Annotated in this window: 18 protein-coding genes; 11 read left to right on the top strand and 7 right to left on the bottom strand. The window is 63.7% G+C overall.

Annotated elements, in window-relative coordinates; translation table 11 throughout:
* Positions 1-5: 5 nt before the first annotated feature.
* The gene (locus NX068_RS15875) at positions 6-1,130 is read right to left on the bottom strand and encodes an NAD(P) transhydrogenase subunit alpha (RefSeq protein ID WP_263462227.1); all 1,125 of its coding nucleotides are present in this window, start codon (positions 1,128-1,130) and stop codon (positions 6-8) included.
* A 188-nt stretch (positions 1,131-1,318) separates the two neighbouring features.
* Positions 1,319-2,083: a PP2C family protein-serine/threonine phosphatase gene (locus NX068_RS15870; RefSeq protein ID WP_263462226.1), complete on the bottom strand. Its 765-nt coding sequence runs from the start codon at positions 2,081-2,083 to the stop codon at positions 1,319-1,321.
* A gap of 204 nt (positions 2,084-2,287) precedes the next feature.
* On the opposite strand from NX068_RS15870, the gene rplU reads away from it, so the two are divergent.
* The 7 genes from rplU (at position 2,288) to NX068_RS15835 (ending at position 9,200) form a co-directional block, all read left to right on the top strand.
* Positions 2,288-2,599, top strand: a complete 312-nt coding sequence (rplU, locus tag NX068_RS15865) for a 50S ribosomal protein L21 (protein WP_068637126.1) — start codon at positions 2,288-2,290, stop codon at positions 2,597-2,599.
* 20 nt (positions 2,600-2,619) lie between these two features.
* Positions 2,620-2,883 carry a 50S ribosomal protein L27 gene (gene rpmA / locus NX068_RS15860; RefSeq protein WP_263462225.1) on the top strand — a complete coding sequence of 88 codons (264 nt, stop codon included), beginning with the start codon at positions 2,620-2,622 and terminating at the stop codon, positions 2,881-2,883.
* 83 nt (positions 2,884-2,966) lie between these two features.
* Positions 2,967-4,142: an Obg family GTPase CgtA gene (gene cgtA / locus NX068_RS15855; protein ID WP_263462224.1), complete on the top strand. Its 1,176-nt coding sequence runs from the start codon at positions 2,967-2,969 to the stop codon at positions 4,140-4,142.
* 69 nt (positions 4,143-4,211) lie between these two features.
* Complete coding sequence (gene proB, locus NX068_RS15850) at positions 4,212-5,327, top strand: glutamate 5-kinase (protein WP_263462223.1); 1,116 nt, start codon at positions 4,212-4,214, stop codon at positions 5,325-5,327.
* A gap of 183 nt (positions 5,328-5,510) precedes the next feature.
* Entirely contained in the window at positions 5,511-7,388 is a 1,878-nt protein-coding gene (locus NX068_RS15845) for an AMP-dependent synthetase/ligase (protein WP_263462273.1), read from the top strand.
* Positions 7,385-8,530 carry an SDR family oxidoreductase gene (locus NX068_RS15840; RefSeq protein WP_263462222.1) on the top strand — a complete coding sequence of 382 codons (1,146 nt, stop codon included), beginning with the start codon at positions 7,385-7,387 and terminating at the stop codon, positions 8,528-8,530. The genes NX068_RS15845 and NX068_RS15840 overlap by 4 nt, the downstream gene beginning before the upstream one ends.
* 202 nt (positions 8,531-8,732) lie before the next feature.
* The gene (locus tag NX068_RS15835) at positions 8,733-9,200 is read left to right on the top strand and encodes a DUF2721 domain-containing protein (RefSeq protein ID WP_263462221.1); all 468 of its coding nucleotides are present in this window, start codon (positions 8,733-8,735) and stop codon (positions 9,198-9,200) included.
* Between the two features lie 557 nt (positions 9,201-9,757).
* Here the strand turns inward: NX068_RS15835 and NX068_RS15830 are convergent.
* The 3 genes from NX068_RS15830 to NX068_RS15820 form a co-directional block, all read right to left on the bottom strand.
* Positions 9,758-10,567, bottom strand: coding sequence for a PEP-CTERM sorting domain-containing protein (locus NX068_RS15830; RefSeq protein ID WP_263462220.1), 810 nt, complete (start codon positions 10,565-10,567; stop codon positions 9,758-9,760).
* A gap of 264 nt (positions 10,568-10,831) precedes the next feature.
* The gene (locus NX068_RS15825) at positions 10,832-11,890 is read right to left on the bottom strand and encodes a nitroreductase family protein (protein ID WP_263462219.1); all 1,059 of its coding nucleotides are present in this window, start codon (positions 11,888-11,890) and stop codon (positions 10,832-10,834) included.
* A 1-nt stretch (position 11,891) separates the two neighbouring features.
* A complete protein-coding gene (locus NX068_RS15820) occupies positions 11,892-12,770 on the bottom strand; it encodes a ThiF family adenylyltransferase (RefSeq protein WP_263462218.1) in 879 nt (292 codons plus the stop codon).
* An 85-nt stretch (positions 12,771-12,855) separates the two neighbouring features.
* Here NX068_RS15820 and NX068_RS15815 point away from each other — a divergent pair, with 85 nt between their 5' ends.
* From NX068_RS15815 to NX068_RS15805, 3 genes are read left to right on the top strand one after another with little or no spacing between them, the layout of a single operon-like run.
* Positions 12,856-14,073 (top strand): ABC transporter permease, encoded by a 1,218-nt coding sequence (locus NX068_RS15815; RefSeq protein ID WP_263462217.1) that lies wholly within the window; start codon positions 12,856-12,858, stop codon positions 14,071-14,073.
* A 5-nt stretch (positions 14,074-14,078) separates the two neighbouring features.
* Positions 14,079-15,290, top strand: a complete 1,212-nt coding sequence (locus NX068_RS15810) for an ABC transporter permease (RefSeq protein ID WP_263462216.1) — start codon at positions 14,079-14,081, stop codon at positions 15,288-15,290.
* Positions 15,291-15,310: 20 nt separating this feature from the next.
* Complete coding sequence (locus tag NX068_RS15805; RefSeq protein ID WP_263462215.1) at positions 15,311-16,054, top strand: PEP-CTERM/exosortase system-associated acyltransferase; 744 nt, start codon at positions 15,311-15,313, stop codon at positions 16,052-16,054.
* 86 nt (positions 16,055-16,140) lie between these two features.
* On the opposite strand, the gene NX068_RS15800 is transcribed toward NX068_RS15805, so the two are convergent.
* Positions 16,141-18,033 carry a propionate--CoA ligase gene (locus NX068_RS15800; RefSeq protein ID WP_263462214.1) on the bottom strand — a complete coding sequence of 631 codons (1,893 nt, stop codon included), beginning with the start codon at positions 18,031-18,033 and terminating at the stop codon, positions 16,141-16,143.
* Between the two features lie 96 nt (positions 18,034-18,129).
* The gene (locus tag NX068_RS15795) at positions 18,130-19,317 is read right to left on the bottom strand and encodes a GGDEF domain-containing response regulator (RefSeq protein ID WP_263462213.1); all 1,188 of its coding nucleotides are present in this window, start codon (positions 19,315-19,317) and stop codon (positions 18,130-18,132) included.
* Positions 19,318-19,539: 222 nt separating this feature from the next.
* Between NX068_RS15795 and NX068_RS15790 the strand changes: the two genes are divergently transcribed.
* Positions 19,540-20,391, top strand: coding sequence for an HDOD domain-containing protein (locus tag NX068_RS15790; protein ID WP_263462212.1), 852 nt, complete (start codon positions 19,540-19,542; stop codon positions 20,389-20,391).
* The last annotated feature ends 17 nt before the right edge of the window (positions 20,392-20,408 follow it).

The following is a 20,408-nucleotide window of genomic DNA, read 5'->3' as shown; positions in this document are numbered from 1 at the left end:
TCTCCTTACAGACCCAGGACCTGCTTCACCCCGGCGTGGCGCACTTCGCCCGCATGGGTCAGGCAGGTGCCGGCCACCACCTCGTCTTCCCAGTCCAGCGTCAGCGCGCCGTCCTTGATGAAGGGCGAAATGAAGTTGAACAGGTTCTTGGCGTACATCTCCGAGGCATGCACCGGCATGCGGCTGGGGATGTTGACGGGGCCGATGACGAGCACGTCGCCGACCCAGGTCTTCTCGCCCGCCACCGTGCCTTCGACGTTGCCGCCGGTCTCGGCCGCCATGTCCACGACCACCGCGCCCGACTTCATCCGCGCGACCATGTCGGCGGTGATGATGCGCGGCGCCTTCTTGCCGGGCACCGCGGCGGTGGTGATCAGCGCATCGCACTGGGCAACGGCCTTGGCCAGGCGTTCGGCCTGCTTGGCCTTCTCCTCGTCGGTCAGTTCGCGGGCATAGCCGCCCGCGCCCGCCGCGGACACGCCGGTGTCGACGAACTTGGCGCCGAGCGATTCGATCTGCTCACGCGTCTCGGGACGCACGTCATAGGCCTCGACCATGGCGCCGATACGGCGCGCGGTGGCGATGGCCTGCAGGCCGGCAACGCCCGCACCGATCACCAGCACCTTGGCCGGACGGATCGTGCCGGCGGCATAGGTCATCATCGGGAAGAACTTGGGGCTGTGGTCGGCGGCGATCAGCGCACATTCGTAGCCGGCCACCGCGCCCTGCGAGGACAGCACGTCCATGCTCTGCGCACGCGAGATGCGCGGCAGCAATTCCAGGGCGAATGCGGTGATCTGCTTCTCCTGAAGCTGGCGCACGCGCTCGGCACTGGACCACGGCTGCAGCAGGCCCAGCAGCACGCTGCCCGGCTTGATCGCCGCGATCGTCTCTTCGCTCGGCGGCTGAACGCAGAACACCACGTCCGCCTGCCCGCAGACTTCGGCCGCGGTGTCGGCGAAGCTCACGTCGGCGAAGACTTCATCGGGGAAATGCGCAGGCACCCCCGCCCCTTTCTGCAACACTACCTGAGCACCCTGGCTCAGGTATCTCTTGACCACGTCCGGCACGACAGACAAGCGTCGTTCGCCCGCAGCGGTCTCCGCTAGCACTCCGATCGTCAGAGGCATAGGCCGATCCTCCCTGTTGTTTGACCACGTTGCACGTTCCGCCGGCCCCACCCGTCGTTATCCTTGTCCTGCAACCTTTCGTTGCAACACCGGCGAACCCCGGACATTAGACGGATTTGCTGCACCACAGCAACAAGGGTGAACCCGAAGTCGTCGAGACATGCCGTGCGGGACCCGCCCGCATGCGTTCACCGTGGAGCGTCTGCGGCAGGCTGAACGAGTTTGACGATGATAAGGGAGATGTTGTCGCCTGCGCCGCCGGCACGCTCCCGCGCCAGCTGGATCAGGCGTTGGGCAGCGATCCGGGGTGGATGCGCCTGAATGGTCGAAGCCAGTTCGAAATCGGTGAAGTAGGCCCACAGTCCATCCGAGCAGAGCAGGAAGCTGTCTCCGGCATCGGGCGACGCCGCCGCGCCATATTCGATATGCGGCTCGCGTTCGCTGCCCAGGCAGGACAGCAGCACGTTGCGTTGTGGATGCTTGAGCGCCCCCGCCTCGTCGAGCCGCCCTTTGCGCATCAGTTCGGCAACCAGCGAATGGTCGCGACTGCGCGCCGCCGTGTCGGTGCCGCGGAACCAGTAGAGCCTCGAGTCGCCGCAATGCGCCCAATAGGCCTTGCCTTGCTGCAGCAGAAATGCGACGGCGGTACTGTGCGGGTCCTTTTCGCTGGTGAAGCGGGTGAGTTTGATGACGGTATGCGCTTCGTCGATCACGCTCGTCAGCAAATCCCGCGGCGTCTCGTGCAGCGGCGCGTAGGTTTCGAGGTTCTGCCGGGCGCGCATGATCACCTGTTCGGCGGCCACCGCGCCTCCGCTGTGCCCACCCATGCCGTCGGCCAGCACCGCCAACATGATGCCCGGCCGCTTAGGATGCGCGAAAAGGCCGACGCGATCCTGCTGTTCCAGGCGGTCGCCGATATGCATGGCGACACAGGTTTCGGCGGAGAAAGGCATTGCGGGCATGCTTGCTGAAGAGGCGCCGATCATAGCAACGGCTCATCGCCGCCGCGCGGCACTTCTACCGGAAACGGCCATCGCCGGCGCATGCCGCGTGACAAAGGTCACGCCCTCACCTACATCACTGATCGATATTGACTTTTCCCGCCCGGAAAGCTAGAGTGCGCGATTCTTTGCAAACCCATCAACTGGAGCAGCACCATGTACGCGGTGATAAAAACCGGTGGCAAGCAGTATCGCGTTGCCGCTGGCGAAAAGATCAAGGTAGAACAGATACCGGCCGACGTGGGTTCCGAAATCACCCTCGACCAGGTTTTCATGGTCGGTGAAGGCGAGTCCGTGAAGATCGGCACGCCGGTGGTGGCCGGGGCTTCCGTCAAGGCGACCGTGGTTTCGCACGGCCGTCACGACAAGATCAAGATTTTCAAGATGCGCCGGCGCAAGCACTACCAGAAGCATCAGGGGCATCGTCAGAACTACACCGAGCTTCGCATCGAAGCGATCTCGGCCTAAGGCGCAGGAGGTAATCCGACATGGCACACAAAAAAGCTGGCGGCAGTTCGCGTAACGGTCGCGACTCGGAATCGAAACGCCTCGGCGTGAAGCGCTACGGTGGCCAGTTCGTGCTCGCCGGCAACATCATCGTTCGCCAGCGCGGCACCGAATACCACCCGGGCGACAACGTCGGCATCGGCAAGGACCACACCCTGTTCGCGCTGAAGAACGGCACCGTCCAGTTCGCGGTCAAGGGTCCGTCCAGGCGCCGCACCGTGATCATCGTGCCCGAAGCGGCCTGATCGACGGCAGTACGCGCTTTGCAGCATCGAAGCCCTATCCTTGCGGTAGGGCTTTTTCATTTTTGGATCAAGGTTGATCAGGCATGAAGTTTTTTGACGAAGCCCGCATCGAAGTCTTCGCCGGCGACGGCGGCAACGGCGCCGCCACCTTCCGCCGCGAGAAGTTCATTCCCAAGGGCGGCCCCAGCGGCGGCGACGGCGGACGCGGCGGCAGCGTCTATGCGGTGGCCGACCGCAACCTCAACACCCTGATCGACTATCGCTACACCCGCAGCTTCCGCGCCCAGCGCGGCGAGAACGGCGGCAGCCGCGACTGCTACGGCAAGGGCGGCGACGACATCACGCTGCGCTTTCCGGTCGGCACCGTGATCCGCAACCTCGAAACCGAGGAACTGATCGCCGACCTCGACGAAGACGGCAAGGAAGTGCTGATCGCCCGCGGCGGCCGCGGCGGCCTGGGCAACATCCACTTCAAGTCCAGCGTCAACCGGGCGCCGCGCAAGAAGACCATGGGCCAGGAAGGCGAGCGCTTCAGCCTCCACCTCGAACTCAAGGTGCTGGCCGACGTCGGCCTGCTCGGCATGCCCAATGCCGGCAAATCCACCTTCATCCGCAGCGTGTCGGCGGCCAAGCCCAAGGTGGCCGACTACCCGTTCACCACGCTGGCGCCCAACCTGGGCGTGGTGCGCACCGCCGAGAACCGCAGCTTCGTCATCGCCGACATTCCCGGCCTGATCGAAGGCGCGGCCGAGGGCGCCGGCCTGGGCCACCAGTTCCTGCGCCATCTCCAGCGCACCCATGTGCTGCTGCACCTCGTCGACCTCGCGCCCTTCGACCCCGAAGCCGATCCCGTCGCCGATGCCAAGGCCATCGTCGAAGAACTGCGCAAATACGACGACGAGTTGTACGCCAAGCCGCGCTGGCTGGTGCTGAACAAGCTCGACCTGGTTCCGGAGGAAGAACGCGCCGAACGCATCGCTGCCTTCCTCGAGACCTACGGTCCGGTCGAGCGCCATTTCGAGATCTCGGCGCTCAAGAGCGACGGCACGCAGGCGCTGATCTTTGCGCTGCAGGATTTCCTCGATGCCGAACGTGCCCGCATCGAGGCCGAACGTGCCGAACGCCAGGCTGCCGAAGCCGAGCGCCTGGCCGCACTCGACGCCCAGCGCGCCGCAGCCGATGCGGCCTATGCCGCCGACAGCCTGGATGATGACGACGAAGGCGCCGAAGACAAACCCATCGACGGCGCTGCGCGCTGACCGCCTTCCAGCCGCCTCATCATCCTACCGATCTTTCCCGCAGACCCTTCTTCCCTCCGCCGCGACACCATGAGAACCAAGATCCGCAACGCCCGCCGCCTGGTGGTGAAGGTCGGCAGTGCCCTCGTCACCAACAACGGCGCCGGCCTCGACAAGACCGCGCTCGACGACTGGGCGCGGCAGATCGCCGCGTTGCGCACCCAGGGGCGCGAAGTCGTGCTCGTGTCCTCCGGCTCCATCGCCGCCGGCATCCAGCGGCTGGGCTGGGGCAGGCGGCCGCACGAAATGAACAAGCTCCAGGCCGCCGCCGCCGTCGGCCAGATGGGGCTGGTCGAAGCCTACGAGGAAGCCTTCTCCCGCCACGGCCTGCAGACGGCGCAGATCCTGCTGACGCACGAAGACCTCGCCGACCGCACCCGCTATCTCAACGCCCGCAGCACGCTGACGACGCTGCTCGAACTCGGCGTCGTGCCGATCATCAACGAGAACGACACCGTCGTCACCGACGAGATCAAGTTCGGCGACAACGACACCCTCGGCGCCCTGGTCGCTAACCTGATCGAAGCCGACGCGCTGATCATCCTGACCGACCAGCAAGGCCTGTACACCGCCGACCCGCGCCGCGACCCCGGCGCCACGCTGATCTCGGAAGGGCGCGCCGAAGACCGCCAGTACGAAGCCATGGCCGGCGGCGCCGGCAGCGGCATCAGCAAGGGCGGCATGATCACCAAGATCCGCGCCGCCCAGCGCGCAGCCCGCAGCGGCGCCCACACCTGCATCGCCAGCGGACGCGAGCACGACCCGCTGCTGCGCCTGGGCGCGGGCGAAGCCGTCGGTACCCTGCTCTACGCCAGCAGCACGCCGCTGCAGGCCCGCAAGCAATGGCTGGCCGACCACCTGCAACTGGCCGGCGACCTGATCATCGACGACGGCGCCGTCGCCGCGCTCCGGAGCGGCCGCAGCCTGCTGCCGGTGGGCGTCATCGAAGTACACGGCGATTTCGTCCGTGGTGCCGCCGTGGCCTGCCGCAGCGCCGCCGGCGAGGAGATCGCACGCGGCCTGGTGAACTACAGCGCCGCCGAATGCCGCAGGATCGCCCGCAAACCGAGCGCCGAAATCGAGAAGCTGCTGGGCTACGTCGACGAACCCGAGCTGATCCACCGGGACAACATGGTCGGCCGCTGAGGGCCCCGCCCGACGCATCGAGCCGGGCGAATCCGCCCAGCCCGCTTTCGTACGGGATATCCTCCCTGAATAGCGCATCGTCGGCTAATATTCCCTTTGGCTCGGGGAGCACACCGGCATTCCCTGGCCGGATATCGCGCAAACGCTCCGGCGTGCGCGTGGACAAGCGCCAGCGAGAGGGCAATGCAGAGGACGTCGACCAACTTCGAAGCCCAGGTTTCGAACCCTGGAACCACGCAACACCATCGCCAGCCGGACGGAGCGATCAATGCCCCCGACGATGTCCGCACCCAGCTTCGGCAAGTCCAGACGCTACCGGCCCTGCTCGACGCACGGGCGCAATCGAACCCGTCCGCCATCGGATATGTCCATCGCACCGGCGGCACGACCACGGCATTCACCTGGGCAGACATCCAGGCAAGAGTGCGAGCCCTGCAGAACGGCTTTCAGCATCTGGGCATCGGGCGAGGCGACCGCGTCGCCGTCATGCTGCCGACCACCCCGGAGTGGGAGCTCGTCCATCTGGCAATACTAGGACTCGGTGCGGCCATCGTCGGGCTCGACGCTCACGACACTTCACGCAACCTCGGACACATCCTGGCGATCGCCCGGCCCCGCATCGTCATCACCGCCGACGCGGCCCAGTTCGACAGGCTCGATGCCCTATACACGGGCTTCGCCATACGGATCATCGCAGCACCGGATGCCCCCCCGGGCACGCATGCGCTCGGCCCACTCTACGCATCGCCTCCCTCGTCGGCGCCCGTCCTCCCGCTGCCGACGGATGTCGCAACCGTCATCTTCACCTCGGGCAGCACCGGCGAACCCAAGGGCATCGCCTACACCCATGCCCAGATCCTGCTGGCCTGCCGCGCCACCTGTGACTGCTTCCCCTCGATAGGCGTCGGCGATCGCATGGTCTGCTGGCTCCCGCCCTCTAGCATGTTCCAGCGCGTTCTCAACCTGTGCGCCATCCTCTTCGGCGCCGAGACACATTTCGTCGAGCGACCCGAGCAGATCGTGCAACGGCTGCCGGAAATACAGCCCAGCCTCTTCGTGGCGGTACCGAGGTTCTTCGAGAAACTCCATGCCGGCATGCTCGACCGCATCGACACCCAGCCCGCTCCCATCCGGATGGGTCTGCGCGCCGCCTGGGCCATCGAAGAGCGGATCACCAAGGCTCGCAGTCTCGGCACCGGAACACCGCTGCACCTCCGCCTGCTCCATCCGTTCGCCAAACGGGCCCTGAGCCCCTTGAGACGCGTGATGGGCAGCAAGCTGCGCTTCCTCGTCAGCGGCTCGGCTCCCCTCCCCGTCTGGCTGATCGAACGCTTCGGCGCACTTGGCTGGCCGATCCTCGAAGCCTACGGCGTCAGCGAGAACATCGTCCCCATTGCCTTCAACACGCTCGAAGCCTCGCGAGCCGGCAGCGTCGGCCGCCCCCACCCCCAGAACGAGGTGCGCATCGCCGAAGACGGCGAACTGCTCGTGCGCGGCCCCGGTGTCTGCAGCCGCTACGAACCCTGCACGCAGGCAGTGTCACTCAATATGAGCAATGACGGCTTCTTCCATACCGGAGACTATGCCCGCCTGGACGAAGACGGCTACCTCTGGCTGCTCGGCCGGAAAAGCGAAATCTTCAAGACATCGACCGGACGCCGCGTCACGCCTCACCCGATCGAGGCCGAGATCAAGCGCCTGGAGTACGTGGAGCATGCCGTCGTCACCGGCGAAGGCCACCCCTTCCCTGTCGTCATCATCACCCTCATGCAGGGAAAGGCCAGCAGCACCGAAACAGCGTCCGCGCCTTCCCCGGAGCAGATCGCCGGTGATGTCCGGACCATCTGCGCATCGCTTCCCAGTCACCAGCGTCCAGCCGCCGTCATCATCACATCGACACCGTTCAGCATCGAGAACGGCGAACTCACCGCAAACCTGAAGCTGCGCCGCAAGGTCGTGGCGCAGCACTTCGCCGAAAGCATTGCAGAAGCCTACCGCCGCATCGAAGCCATCCCGGACCACGGCCCCAGTTCAGCCCCCATCGTCATCATCGCGCCATGAGCACCTATCTTCTCACCGGCGCGTCGGGCGCCGTCGGCAGCGCCATCGTGCCCATGCTGCTGCAGAACCGGGACACCCGCATCCGCGTGCTGCTGCGCGCCGAGTCGGATGAGCATCTCGCCCAGCGACTCGAGGCGCTCCACGACTTCTGGCAACTCCCGCCCGGCGACGACACTCGCCAGCGCGTGGAAGCATTGCGTGGCGATGCCACGCAAGCCCAGCTCGGCCTGGACGCCGCCGCCTACGCCCGCTTGTGCGACGACACCACGCACCTCATCCATTCGGCCGCCAGCGTCAGAATGAACGATCCGCTGGACCATGCCCGACGCTCGGCAGTCGGCTCCGCCGAAGTCATGCTCGAGTTCGCGCGCACCCTGGCCAGGCGGAACACCCTGCAGAAGATGGAGTTCGTCAGCACGGTCGGCATCGCCGGCAAACGACCGGGCATCCTGCCCGAAACCTGGATCGACGAAGCCCGTGCCTTCCACAACACCTACGAACAATCCAAGGCCGAAGCCGAAACCCTGGTCCGCGCAGCCATCGAGAAAGAAGGGCTGCCGATCACGGTCCATCGGCCCAGCATGGTGATCGGCGACTCACGCGACGGCCGCATCATCCACTTCCAGATCTTCTACTACATCTGCGAAATCCTGTCGGGGCGCAAGACATCCGGCCTGCTGCCGGATTTCGGCGACGCGAAGCTCGACATCATTCCGGTCGACCATGTCGCGGCAGCCATCGTGGCATCGAGCCACGGGCAGTCGCCCCGGGGACACATCCTGAACCTGTGCTCAGGCCCCGAACGCTCCCCGCGCATTGCAGACCTGGTCGAGCTCGTGCGCCAGATCCTGCAGGAGCGCGGCCAGGAACTCCCCCGCGGCAGGAGCATTCCAAGCGCATGGTTTGCCGCCCTGCCCCGCCTGCTGCGCCCGTTTCTCCCCGCACCGCAAAAGCGGCTGCTGGCGACCTTTCCGATGTACATGGACTACCTCTCGGACCATCAGGCATTCGGCAATGACATCTATATGGGCTGGCTTGAGGCACGCAAGCTCTCCCCGGGCGAAAGAACGGATCAGTACGCCCGGCGCGCACTCGACTACTATCTCGACAGGATTGCAGCTTCCAGGATTCGCAAGCCGTAGGGCCGTTACGGCTCCGCCGTCCGGCACACCGGATAGAAATCGATGATGATCGCAACAAGCAGTCGGCGACAACGAAGCTCATATGCCGAATCCCGGAAGCGCTGGCGCAACAAACCGGTCGAGACGCCATGGCTTTCGAGCATGTCCAGCACCGGGTGATTTTGCGTACCATGCGTGCGTTCCCATCATCACCTCCGTTGCTATGAGCCTACCCGTCGATGTCGCCTCGGTCACCCACAGCGTCCAGCTGGCGGTGGCACCCGTGTTCTTTTTAACGGCAGTGGCCGGCATGATCGGAGCCGTGGCCGGGCGGCTGGCCCGCATCATCGACCGGGCCCGCGTACTGGACGAGCGCGTGCGAACCAGCACCGATCAGGAGCTAATCAGGCGCTTGCTGATGGAGCTGGCGCTCCTGCGCAAGCGAGGACGCATCGCGAATTTCTCCATCGGCTGCCTGGCGCTGTGCGGCTTTTGCATCGGCATCACCATCGTGTCCCTGTTCCTTGGGCAAGCGTGGGAAACACAATGGCCACTGGTGGCAATGGCGTGCTTCCTGATGGGCGTGCTGTCCTTCCTGGTGGCGCTCGGCTGCTTCATGTGGGAGACGGTGCTGGCTACCCACCTGCTGAATTTCAAGGTGCTGGAAATGGGGCGCGAGCTCCAGCGCTGACGAACAGCCCCTGATGGCACGGAGACGAACGCAGCTTGATGGCGCCATTTTTTTCATTATTCAGCGCACCTTGATGCACTGCGACCGACTGAAATGAACGCAAACAAGCCGGTTAGGCATACCGAACGGACCGATCCGGGCGATACGCCGATGCGTTTTTCAGGAAGCGACGCCTGATCGGCGGCCCGTTGGTCACGCTCAAAGAAGCCAAGACGGCTTTCGGCCATCCTCGGCCTCGGTGGGCCCAAGAAAGATGCCATGACCATGCGTTACGATGTCGAGGTAGCGAAAATCTTCAGGCCACAGGCAAAGACTGGCAGATACGGAGACGCTGCCCTGGGCCACTGGCTCGATACCCATCCTCCGACGGTGTAGGCGCCTGCGTGCCGAATTTCAAGGTACTGATTCAGGTCACCTCGCCGTGGCAACCTGTTTGATCATTTATCAGCACTTCTAAAACGAAATCCCCGCCCAACACGAACATTGGACGGGGATTTGAACGAACACTCGATTACAGCCCTAACAACGAACCATTTCGAGCCGTTCCGTAAGAGGCATCATGCCTTGCGACGACGCATGCTGACACCCAGGCCCATCAGACCAAGGCCGAGCAGGCCCAGCATAGCGGGTTCCGGAACCTGCTGCTGCACGATATAAGCATCACCGGCAGATGCAACGCTGAACCGCGAGCAGGTGGCGCCAGCCTTGAACGAGCACTCACTCAGCCCAAAGCTGTCTGTCACGTTGTTGTTCGTCACAGCTTCGAACAGATACTCACCAGTGGCAAAACCGGGGTTCAACAATCCACCCCCGTTATCATAAAAATTCATGATGCCAGCAGTGCTCAGAATCTGAGCCAGCAGCGTGGAGTCACCATTGGTTCCGCCAATGACGGCAGTGCTGGCTGCATTACCGCCGATCCCGATGATGCTGCCAGAAGCGCTAGCACCGTCAGCAGATTGAATCGTGAAATCGCCGCTGGTGAACGAGTACGCGAAGCCGCCACCGGAGTTCAAGGCAGTCACTTGACCTGCCACATTGCTGAAGCTGATCGTCAGCATCGTATGCAGATTCCCCGGTGCGCCAGTGTCGCCAGCGCCGACCGTGTTTTCAGTCGTGTAGGAGATCGAATAGATGCTGCCCTGTTCCCGGAAGGCTGCCCCAACAAACACGTTTCCGGCGGCATCCGTTTCCTGCTCCACGGTGGCAGTACCAGACACCAGATTCAACCGCCCGATGTTCGAGGTAGTACCGCTCGCCGTCTCGAGCGCCCAGCCATCGAGAACCACGGCAGCTTGGGCTGCACCGCTAGCGGCGACAGTGGCACCAACTGCTGCAATGGCAAGAGCAATTTGCTTGAATTTCATGACCATCTCCTAGGTTTTCTTGAGTAAAACATGCTCTCGCCGAGAGCAGTTCAATTTGGCAGGTGCCGCACGGAGACTCAAGCATGTAGTGTGCCAATAGCCGCACAAAACTCTAAGTCAATGAAATTAAATAAGTATCTCAACCCCCGAGGAAGCTAGCCGTCTGCACAAAGCCTGGTATGTAAAAAAAATCGACACCATTATGCTCAAGCGGGCGGAGATGTACTCTCTTGCTTCTGCCAACACGGCCTGATTCAACGGCCGCTAAACCATCAACTCCGCCAATTCCTTGCGAATCGACCGCGACACAGGCACGCTAGACTCTCCGACCCGGCAGAAGAACACGCCCTTGCCGCCGAGCATCCGGTCGACCTGCGTCCCCACTTCACGCATCGCGGCATTGACATGCTCGTCGGCCGAGACCGGTCTGCCTGCACTTGCGTACCAGCCAAAGATCAGCGGTGTCATCTGCGGCTGCAGGTGCAGACCCTGTGACGCTGCCGTCAGCCACACCCGCTGCATCGCCCGCCCCGCATCGACGAACTCGGGCAAGCTGGCCGGCAAGGCATGACGCTCGACGAGCACGTGCGCGGCGCAGGCCCAGGCTGGCAGGAAATCGAGCATGAGGCGCGGCGCGACCGTGCCGAAGGCGTAGCGGTTCAGGGCATCGACGCGCTTCCAGTTCTTCATCGCCCACTGCATCAGGCGGGCGGTGAGCGGATCGACACCAACCGCGCGTTCGGGGATGCGATCCTTGCTGAAGGTGGCGCCCCACTCGATGATCTCCCGGTGAACCTCGAAAGCTTCAGGGCATGTCAGGCGGACACGGGCGCTCGTCCATAGCAGGCTTGCTATTTTCAACCTCTCTCCGACGGGCTCGATGAGCCTGAGCGAATAGCCATCTCCCGGCGCAAGACGCAGTGCCTGCACGGCGGACGGCGTCAGCGGCGTGCGGCGCATCATCCTGCGCTGCACCGTGCGTGTGGTGATGAAGGGATGTAACGGATCGACCGCGAGATCGGCTTCAGGCACCAGCTTTACGTCATAGATCGGAGCATGCTCGGGGGTTTCGGCCCGCCAGTTCCAGTCCGCACGCAAGCCGAATCGGGTCGCGGCGATCCTCAGGGTTTCGAGCAAGGCGCCGTGCGCCATCTGGCTCGCCCGCCCATCCATGTCATAGAGGCACCAGTCCCGGGTGTCATGGCCGTGCACGGCGACATGATCGTCGGCAATGATCTCGAATTTCCAGGGCTGGGTGTTGTCGCCGCTGGGCGCCCAGCGGGCGAGATTGAGAATTTCCAACAGTGTTTCGCGATCGTTCACTTCATGCCCCTGTGGATTTCATCCGGCGCAACTGCCAGCGTGCGATCATCAGCCCGAGCCGCTGCAGGGGATTGCGATTGCCGCCAGGCCGCCATGTACGCACGAACCGGTTACGATAGGCATCGAACTGATATCCGCGCGGTGCGGCAATCACGTCCCCCCGTCCCAGCAGTATCTTGGCCGCCTCCGTTGCCGCGACACCCGCACACAACTGGCATGCCATGATGGTGGAAGGGCCGCGGCGTTCGGTCAGGTTCACCCGGGATGGATCCGCCAGATAGCTTCGCTGCAGCATAGCGGGCGACAAACCGAGCAGGAAACGAACAGCCATCTCGTCTTCGTCGCATCCGTCCAGGCAGAAATACTCCTCGAACGACATCTGCCCCGGCAGGAATACCAGTACCGCAGTCCCCATCCCCAGGGGGGCAGCGGTCACCGCGGGGACCCCCAGGCGATGGCAGGCTGCAAAGGTTGCACGGCGGGCCTTGAACGAGAAGAAATCCAGGCCATCGACGTAGAGATCGACTCCGGAAAGAAAGTCATCGAGATTGTCATCCGAGACTCCCTGCGGAAACATCCTGACTTCCACCGTCGGATTGATCTCCGCCGTCATCTTCGCCAGCACCTCCACCTTGGGCTGCCCCAACGACCCCATGACCGCCCCGGCCTGGCGGTTGAAGTTGGCGATATCGAACTCATCGAAATCGGAAATGTTGAAGCCCCCGATCCCCAGGCGTGCCAGAGTGAGCAGATGGACGCCACCCACCCCTCCCATGCCGGCGATGGCAACCCGCTTGCCCCGCAACACAGCCTGTTCTTCAGACGTCACCCAGCCGATGTTTCGCGAGAACGCAGCAGTGTAGTCGAAGTCCTCTTTCACCCCTTTCCCCTTCAGTTTCCGCCGGCACGGCCGCTATCATAGAGAGAGAACACTTATACGCGAACCCCTGATGAGTTTCCGCGGCATGCGCCACATCCTGACCCTTTCCGCACGGAACCTGCTTCGGCAACGGCGGCGCGCCCTGCTGGCCCTGACCATCGTGGCGGGGGGAGTCGTGGCGTTTCTGCTCGCCAGCGGCTTCATCAACTGGATTTTCCAGGACATGCGGGAAGCGACGATCCACTCTCAACTCGGGCATGTCCAGGTGACCCGTCCAGGATACTTGCGTGAAGGATTGGGTGACCCATACCAGTATCTGCTGCCGGCCGATACGTCGCCCGTCACCGGCATCATCGGGCAGCAGGCTCGCACGGTGACACCGCGGCTGGCCTTCAGCGGCCTGCTCAGCAAAGACGAAGCCACGGTCTCCTTCGTCGGCGAAGGTATTTCGCCGGAGCAGGAACAACCGATCGCGCGCGCGATCACGATCGTCGCCGGCAAGGATCTGACCGAAAGTCCGCCCGACTCCGTGTTGCTGGGCGAGGGTCTGGCCGCCAACCTCGATGCCTCGCCGGGGGACCGCGTCGTCCTACTTGCCACCACGGCCAGCGGCGGCATCAATGCGGTCGAGCTCACCGTCGCAGGCCTCTTCGCCACCATCACCAAGGCCTACGACGATACCGTGCTGCGGGCGCCGATCGATGTCGCGCGCAAGCTGATGCGTGTAGAGGGCGCGACGAGCTGGGTCGTGCTGCTGAACGAGACAAGCGATACCGACAAGGCTGTGCATGCCTTGCGCGAGCGCTTGCCGGCAACCGGCTTCGAGGTCATTCCCTGGACCGATCTGGCCGACTTCTACAACAAGACCGTCGAGCTGTTTTCGCGCCAGGTCGGCGTCGTGCAATTGCTGATCGCGCTGATCGTCATCCTCAGCATTTCGAACACCCTGTCGATGACCGTCGTCGAACGCACGGGAGAGATCGGCACCTCGATGGCGCTTGGCGTGCGCCGGCACGAGATCCTGAAGCTTTTCGTCACCGAAGGCATCCTGCTCGGCATCATCAGCGGGGTGGTCGGCATCATGCTGGGCTATCTTCTGGCACAAGTGATATCGGCAATCGGCATCCCGATGCCGCCACCGCCCGGCATGGCGCGAGGCTACACGGGAGAAATCGCGATCTCCCCTGCGCTGGCGCTCGAAGCCTTCGCGCTCGCCTTCTTCACGACCTTGCTCGCCAGCCTGTTTCCAGCCTGGAAGGCATCGCGCATGAACATTGTCGACGCGCTGCGCCACCAGCGGTAAAAGCCATGCTCTTCAAACTCGCCTTCCGCAACGTGTTCCGCCAGAAGATCCGCACGGCCATGACGCTCGTGGCGATCGTCTTCGGCGTTTCAAGCCTGATCCTCAGCGGCGGCTTCGTGCAGGACATCTTCGTCCAGTTGGGCGAAGCCATCATCCATTCCCAGACCGGGCATATCCAGGTTTTCCGCCAGGATTTCATCGAGAAGGGAAGCCGCCAGCCAGACCGTTTCATCATCGATGACCCGGATGCTGTCACTCGCAGCATTCTCCAGCAGCAAGGCGTGACCGACGTGACTGCGCGGCTGAATTTCTCGGGCTTGCTGAACAATGGCAAGCGTGATCTGGCCATCATCGGTGAAGGCGTCGAGCCGGACAAGGAAGCGGAGTTGGGCTCCTACGTAAACATCACCGCTGGACGCCAACTGACGGACGCCGACCACACCGGCATCATCGTCGGTCAGGGCGTCGCGCACTCGCTCAGCCTGAAACCGGGTGACTTCGTGACGCTGGTCATGAACACCGCAGACGGCGCCCTGAACACGTTCGACTTCGAACTCATCGGCGTTTTCCAGAGCTTTTCGAAAGATTTCGACGCGCGTGCGGTCCGCATCCCGCTCGATGCGGCACGGGAATTGATCGGGACTGCAGGTGCGAACCTTCTGGTGGTCTCGCTGAAGCAGACAGAGGACACCGACGCCGTTCAGGCTCGTATCGACGAAGCGCTCTCTCCAGGGACCGATTCCCGCAACTGGCACCAACTATCCGACTTCTACGACAAGACGCTGCAGCTTTACGACCGGCAGTTCGGCGTACTCAAACTGATCATTCTGATCATGGTCCTGCTGTCCGTCGCCAACACCGTCAACATGAGCGCTTTCGAGCGCCTGGGCGAATTCGGCACCCTGCAAGCGCTGGGCAATACCCGGCGCCAGGTATTCCGCCTGATTCTGGTGGAAAACCTCGTGCTGGGCCTGATCGGCGCGCTACTCGGCGCGGCCATCGGCATCGCGCTGGCCCTGCTGATCTCGGCGATCGGAATTCCGATGCCACCACCGCCGAACGCCAATCTGGGTTATACCGCTTTCATCCGGATCGATGCGACCACCGTCGCCGTATCCTGCCTGATCGGCCTGGGCGCGACCGTGCTTGCCTCGGTGTTCCCGGCAATCCGCATATCCGCCACTCCCGTCGTGGATGCACTGCGACAAGGCAACTGACTACCTGGGAGCGACACCACATGTCTCTACTCGATCGCATCAATCTCGGCTACGGCTTCCGAAAATATTTCCGCATCGATGCTGCACACGATGAAGCGCTTCGTGACCAGGTTTACCGCGTCCGCCACGAAGTCTATTGCGAAGAACTCAGGTTCGAGCCGGAACGCCCCGACCGGCGGGAAATCGACGCTTACGATGCCCACAGCCTCCATTGTCTGCTGCGCGGCGTCGACGAACCACACACGCTGGTAGGTTGTACACGGCTCGTACTGGCCAATCCGGATGATCCCGATGCGCTGCTGCCCTTCGAGCACACCTGTGCCGCAACGCTCGACCGCAGCATCATCGACCCCGCAAAACTGCCCAGGGGCCGCATCGCGGAAGTTTCCCGGCTCGCCGTATGCGCGCGATACCGGCGCCGTAAGGGCGAAACCAGAAAAGCGGCCGACATCCAGGACGAGGACTTCGGCAACAAGGGCCAGCCGCGCTTTCCTTACATCCCGGTAGGCTTGTACATGGGCGCCATCTCACTGGCCATTCGCCACGACATCGATACCCTGTTCGTGCTGACCGAGCCTCGCCTGGCCAGCCACTTTGCCCGTCTTGGCGTCGATATCAAGCAGATCGGTGGCCCCATCGAACACCGCGGCACGCGCGTCCCCTCAGTCATGGATGTGCAGAGCATCGTCCGCAACATGCGCATGATCATGCGTCCGCTATGGCGCACGATCGACGAGGAAATCGCCCGCAGCCTCGGTCAGTGACGAAGACAAGCGGCCCCGGGATGGGTACCCGGGGCCGCTTCAGGCTCGCTTGTAATCGAGGTGGGCCGAAGCCCGCCCGCACCTGCTTATGACTTCAGCGCTTCCTTGATCTGATCCAGCGTGCTCGGATCGTCGATCGTCGTCAGGTCGCCTGCATCGCGGCCTTCGGCCAGTGCCTGGATCGAGCGGCGCAGCATCTTGCCCGAACGCGTCTTGGGCAGGCCGCCGATGAAGTGGACGCGGGCCGGCCGCGCGATGGCGCCCAGGCTTTCGTCGACCTTCTTCATCACGGCCTTCTCCAGTGCAACGCGCTTTTCGGGTGTATCGACATCGGCGGCATTCTTCACCACCGCGAAGGCCATCGGCATCTGGCCCTTGACTTCGTCCGCCACCCCGACCACGGCGACTTCGGCGATCGCCGGGTGCGACTGCACAGCTTCCTCGATCTCACGCGTGCCGAGGCGGTGGCCGGCGACGTTGATGACGTCGTCCATGCGGCCGAGGATGGTGTGATAGCCGTTCTCGTCCTTGATGCCCCAGTCGGACGAGGAATACACCACCGGGTCGGCAAAAGTGCTGAAGTAGGTCGACACGAAGCGGTCGTCCTGGCCCCACACGGTGGACAGGCAGCCCGGCGGCAACGGCGGCATGATGCCGACGATGCCCTTCTCGTTGGCACCGCATTCGGTGCCATCCTCACGGAAGATGCGCAGATCGTAGCCATACACCGGGAAGGCGGGCGAGCCGAGCTTGATCGGGCTTTGCTCGACACCACGGCAGATCGCCAGCATCGGCCAGCCAGTCTCGGTCTGCCAGTAGTTGTCGATGACCGGAATGCCCAGCTCTTCCATGATCCACTGGTGCGAAGTTTCGTCCAGTGGCTCGCCGGCCAGGAACAGGTGCTTGAGCGAGGACAGGTCGTATTTCTTGAGGAAAGCCGGATCCTGCTTCTTCAGCACGCGCACCGCGGTCGGCGCGGAGAACATCACGCTGACCTTGTACTTCTCGACGATCTGCCACCAGATGCCGGCATCCGGACGCAGCGGCGTGCCTTCGTACATGATCGTGGCCATGCCGGCGATCAGCGGGCCGTAGACGATGTAGCTATGGCCGACCACCCAGCCGATGTCGGAGGTCGAGAACATGGTCTCGCCGGCCTCACCGGTGAAGATGTGCTGCATCGACGCCGCCAGCGCCACCGTGTAGCCGCCGGTGTCGCGCTGCACGCCCTTCGGCTTGCCGGTGGTGCCGGAGGTATAGAGGATGTAGCTCGGCTCGGACGACTCCACCCATTCGACCGGCACGGTGTCGTCCATGTGCTTGGCGCGCAGTTCGGCGTAATCGACGTCGCGGCCTTCGACACGCGGGAAGCCCTTGTCCAGGCCACGATCGACGATCAGCACCTTGGCCGGCGGGAACTCGGCCAGCTTGCAAGCCTCGTCGACCAGATGCTTGTAAGGCACCGGCTTGCCGTTGCGCATGCCGGCATCCGAACTGACCATCAGCACCGGCTTGGCATCGTCGATGCGGGTGGCGAGCGAACCGGCGGCGAAACCGCCGAACACCACCGAATGGATGGCACCGATGCGCACGCAAGCCAGCATGGCGAACGCGGCTTCGGCGATCATCGGCATGTAGATCAGCACGCGGTCGCCGCGCTTGACGCCGAGTTCCTTGTAGATGGCCGCCATGCGCTCGACTTCGCGCTGCAGCTCGGCAAAGGTGTAGACCTTTTCCTCGTTGGTCTCGGTCGAGATATACACCAGTGCACGGTCGTTAGGCCGCGTGGCGGCGTGGCGGTCCACCGCGTTGTAGCAAAGGTTGGTTTCGCCGCCCTTGAACCATTTGACGAACGGCGGCTTCGAAAAGTCGCAGATCTGCTCGGCCGGCTTGTTCCAGTGGATGAGCTGGGCCTGCTCGGCCCAGAACCCATCACGATCCTCGATCGAGCGGCGGTGAAATTGCTGGTAATCCGTCATTACTTCCTCTCCCTCTCATTCCCTCATTGGCGGATGACAAGCCGCCCATGCCGACGCGCCGGGAAAGCGCCTTCGCCACGAGCGGCGATTTACGACTCAGATGGTGGTTTGCGTGCCATCCATCCTGCCACTGCCGGCGTCCGATCCATATTGGTATCGTTCGAGCTGCTCGATCGGCAGCCCGCAGTGGAGTCGAGATTCTATCAATTCGAATAGCGGCATAAGCGCGCCGATGATGTCGGGCAGGCGCGCCTCGACTTCACCGATCGCGCCAGCACGCAGTTGGCGCAACGCGGCATCGACACTGCATATACGCCTGGCCTGGCGTTCCACCCATTCGGGCTCGACCTTGCCGTGATCCGCGAACACGCAATTGCCGCCCGCCTCATGCCCCCGCTGCACGCGTTCCTGGGCAATCTCCAGCAACTCGCTGACCTTGCCATGGCCATCGACCGCGGAGTTGGCCACGCCGATCGTCACGGTCACGCGGATGTGCTCTTCACGATAGGCCAGCACCAGCTTTTCGAAACTGCTCCGCAGGCGGAGCGCGAAAGCACAGCTCGACACCACGTCGATGCCGGGCGACAACAGCGCGAATTGAGTAGTCGAATGTTGCGACACACTGTCTTCGGTACGAATCCGTGCCGTGACCATCTTGGTCAGCCTGCGCACGATCAGTTGCACGACGTGCAGGCCATGGCGTTCGAGCAAGGTTTCGTAGTCATCGAGCTCGATCAACATCACCGCGATGCCGGTCTGCCGTCGCTGGGCCTCCGCCAGCACCTGTTCGCCATGGTGCTCGAGATAGGCCCGGCTGACCAGGCCGCTTTCCGGATCCTTCGGGCTGTTGCTCGCGAGCGCTTCGCGGCTGCGCTCGAGCTCGGTCTGCGTCCGCGACAGGCGTACCAGCGAATCGAGCGTCGCCAACAGTTCCACACTGCCCACGCCCTTGGCAATGAAACCGTTCGCACCGAGCGCGAGGGCGCGTTCACGCGCATGCTCGTCCTCATCGCCCGAGATGATCACGACCGGCAGGCCGCGCACCCGCGCCACTCTGGAGGAGCGGATCCGCTCGAGCAGGCCGAAGCCGTCGAGGCGCGGCATGCCGATGTCGGTCAACACCAGGTCGATCGCGGGGTCGACCAACAGGGCCTCCCAGCCCGCTTCGCCATCGACCTCTTCGCGCGCTTCGAAGCGGCCCCGGACATTCTTCAGGATGGAGGCCCGCACCATGCGCGAATCGTCCACCACGAGGATCCGGGGGAGTCTGTCGTCCACGGTCATCCCCGGAACGCCATCGCCCCGAGAGCGAGCTTGCCGCCCAGGTCGATCACAAAAGCGTTGAAAGGCTTCACTCAGGCTTCTCCTGCCGGTGGAATGTCACGGACCGTCTCGGTGCGATTCGCCATAATTATAGCCCCATGGAAAGGCCGCCCCGGCAGGTGGCTTCAGTTTGAGCGACGCCGGCCGTTAGCCATCCCGAGACCCTGGTTTCCGAGCATGCCCATGAGCACCCTGCACTCCCCTCTGCCCTCGGTGGGCGCCTACGTGGCGTACTTCACGCAACGGCCACTGCCGGTGCTGCGCCGAACGGCACGCGAACTGGAGGCACTGCACCGCGAGCCGGAGCATGCCGAGAGCCGCCAGTTGGCCTCCATCGTGCAGGCCGACCCGCTGATGACGATGCGCCTGCTCACGCACCTGGAAACGCATCGCCGACAATCCCAGAATCACGATATCACCACGATCGAACGCGCCGTGATGATGATCGGTGTCGAGCCATTCCTCCGCCTGTTCGACGCGCTGCCGACCGTGGAGGACGCGCTCGAGGAGGATCCGCGTGCGCTGGTCGGCGTGCTGCGGGTCATCGCCCGCGCCCGCCGCATCGCCGGGCTGGCACGGGAGTTCGCAATCATGCGGCACGACCTCGACGTGCAGGAGATCACGGTCGCCGCGTCGCTGCACGAAGCGACCGAAATCGTCTGCTGGATCCATGCGCCGGCGCTGACCGAACAGGTCTATGCGCTGCAGACCGCCGATCGCCACCTGCGCTCGGCGGATGCCCAGCGGCGGGTATTCGGCATCACGGCCAATGAACTTCAGCTCGGCCTGGTCCGCGCGTGGCGCCTGCCGGCACTGCTGGCGCAGTTGCTCGACGACAGCCAGCAAAACGATCCGCGGGTCAGGACAGTGAGCCTGGCAGCGCGCCTCGCCAGACATCTCGCCCACGGCTGGGATGACCCCGGCCTGCCGGATGATCTCGCCGAACTCGGCACTTTGCTGCGGATTCCGCGCGAAACCCTGCTCAGGCGCCTCGGCGCCCCTGAGGAGGCCTTGAATCGCCTGGCCACACGCTGACCGGACAATCCTTCTGG

This window comes from Thauera carbonicopians, from assembly GCF_025699485.1.
Taxonomy (GTDB): domain Bacteria; phylum Pseudomonadota; class Gammaproteobacteria; order Burkholderiales; family Rhodocyclaceae; genus Thauera.
The sequence above is the reverse complement of the archived record's forward strand: the minus strand, read 5'-3'. Positions and strand labels throughout refer to the sequence as shown.

What these genes read in the sequence shown, in the direction of transcription:
- NX068_RS15830 (WP_263462220.1), bottom strand. Translation starts at nt 10,567, where the DNA reads ATGAAATTCAAGCAAATTGCTCTTGCCATTGCAGCAGTTGGTGCCACT.
- NX068_RS15840 (WP_263462222.1), top strand. Translation starts at nt 7,385, where the DNA reads ATGAGCACCTATCTTCTCACCGGCGCGTCGGGCGCCGTCGGCAGCGCC.
- NX068_RS15795 (WP_263462213.1), bottom strand. Translation starts at nt 19,317, where the DNA reads ATGACCGTGGACGACAGACTCCCCCGGATCCTCGTGGTGGACGATTCG.
- NX068_RS15835 (WP_263462221.1), top strand. Translation starts at nt 8,733, where the DNA reads ATGAGCCTACCCGTCGATGTCGCCTCGGTCACCCACAGCGTCCAGCTG.
- NX068_RS15815 (WP_263462217.1), top strand. Translation starts at nt 12,856, where the DNA reads ATGCGCCACATCCTGACCCTTTCCGCACGGAACCTGCTTCGGCAACGG.
- NX068_RS15870 (WP_263462226.1), bottom strand. Translation starts at nt 2,083, where the DNA reads ATGCCTTTCTCCGCCGAAACCTGTGTCGCCATGCATATCGGCGACCGC.
- NX068_RS15875 (WP_263462227.1), bottom strand. Translation starts at nt 1,130, where the DNA reads ATGCCTCTGACGATCGGAGTGCTAGCGGAGACCGCTGCGGGCGAACGA.
- proB (WP_263462223.1), top strand. Translation starts at nt 4,212, where the DNA reads ATGAGAACCAAGATCCGCAACGCCCGCCGCCTGGTGGTGAAGGTCGGC.
- NX068_RS15800 (WP_263462214.1), bottom strand. Translation starts at nt 18,033, where the DNA reads ATGACGGATTACCAGCAATTTCACCGCCGCTCGATCGAGGATCGTGAT.
- rpmA (WP_263462225.1), top strand. Translation starts at nt 2,620, where the DNA reads ATGGCACACAAAAAAGCTGGCGGCAGTTCGCGTAACGGTCGCGACTCG.
- cgtA (WP_263462224.1), top strand. Translation starts at nt 2,967, where the DNA reads ATGAAGTTTTTTGACGAAGCCCGCATCGAAGTCTTCGCCGGCGACGGC.
- NX068_RS15810 (WP_263462216.1), top strand. Translation starts at nt 14,079, where the DNA reads ATGCTCTTCAAACTCGCCTTCCGCAACGTGTTCCGCCAGAAGATCCGC.
- NX068_RS15805 (WP_263462215.1), top strand. Translation starts at nt 15,311, where the DNA reads ATGTCTCTACTCGATCGCATCAATCTCGGCTACGGCTTCCGAAAATAT.
- rplU (WP_068637126.1), top strand. Translation starts at nt 2,288, where the DNA reads ATGTACGCGGTGATAAAAACCGGTGGCAAGCAGTATCGCGTTGCCGCT.
- NX068_RS15845 (WP_263462273.1), top strand. Translation starts at nt 5,511, where the DNA reads ATGCAGAGGACGTCGACCAACTTCGAAGCCCAGGTTTCGAACCCTGGA.
- NX068_RS15790 (WP_263462212.1), top strand. Translation starts at nt 19,540, where the DNA reads ATGAGCACCCTGCACTCCCCTCTGCCCTCGGTGGGCGCCTACGTGGCG.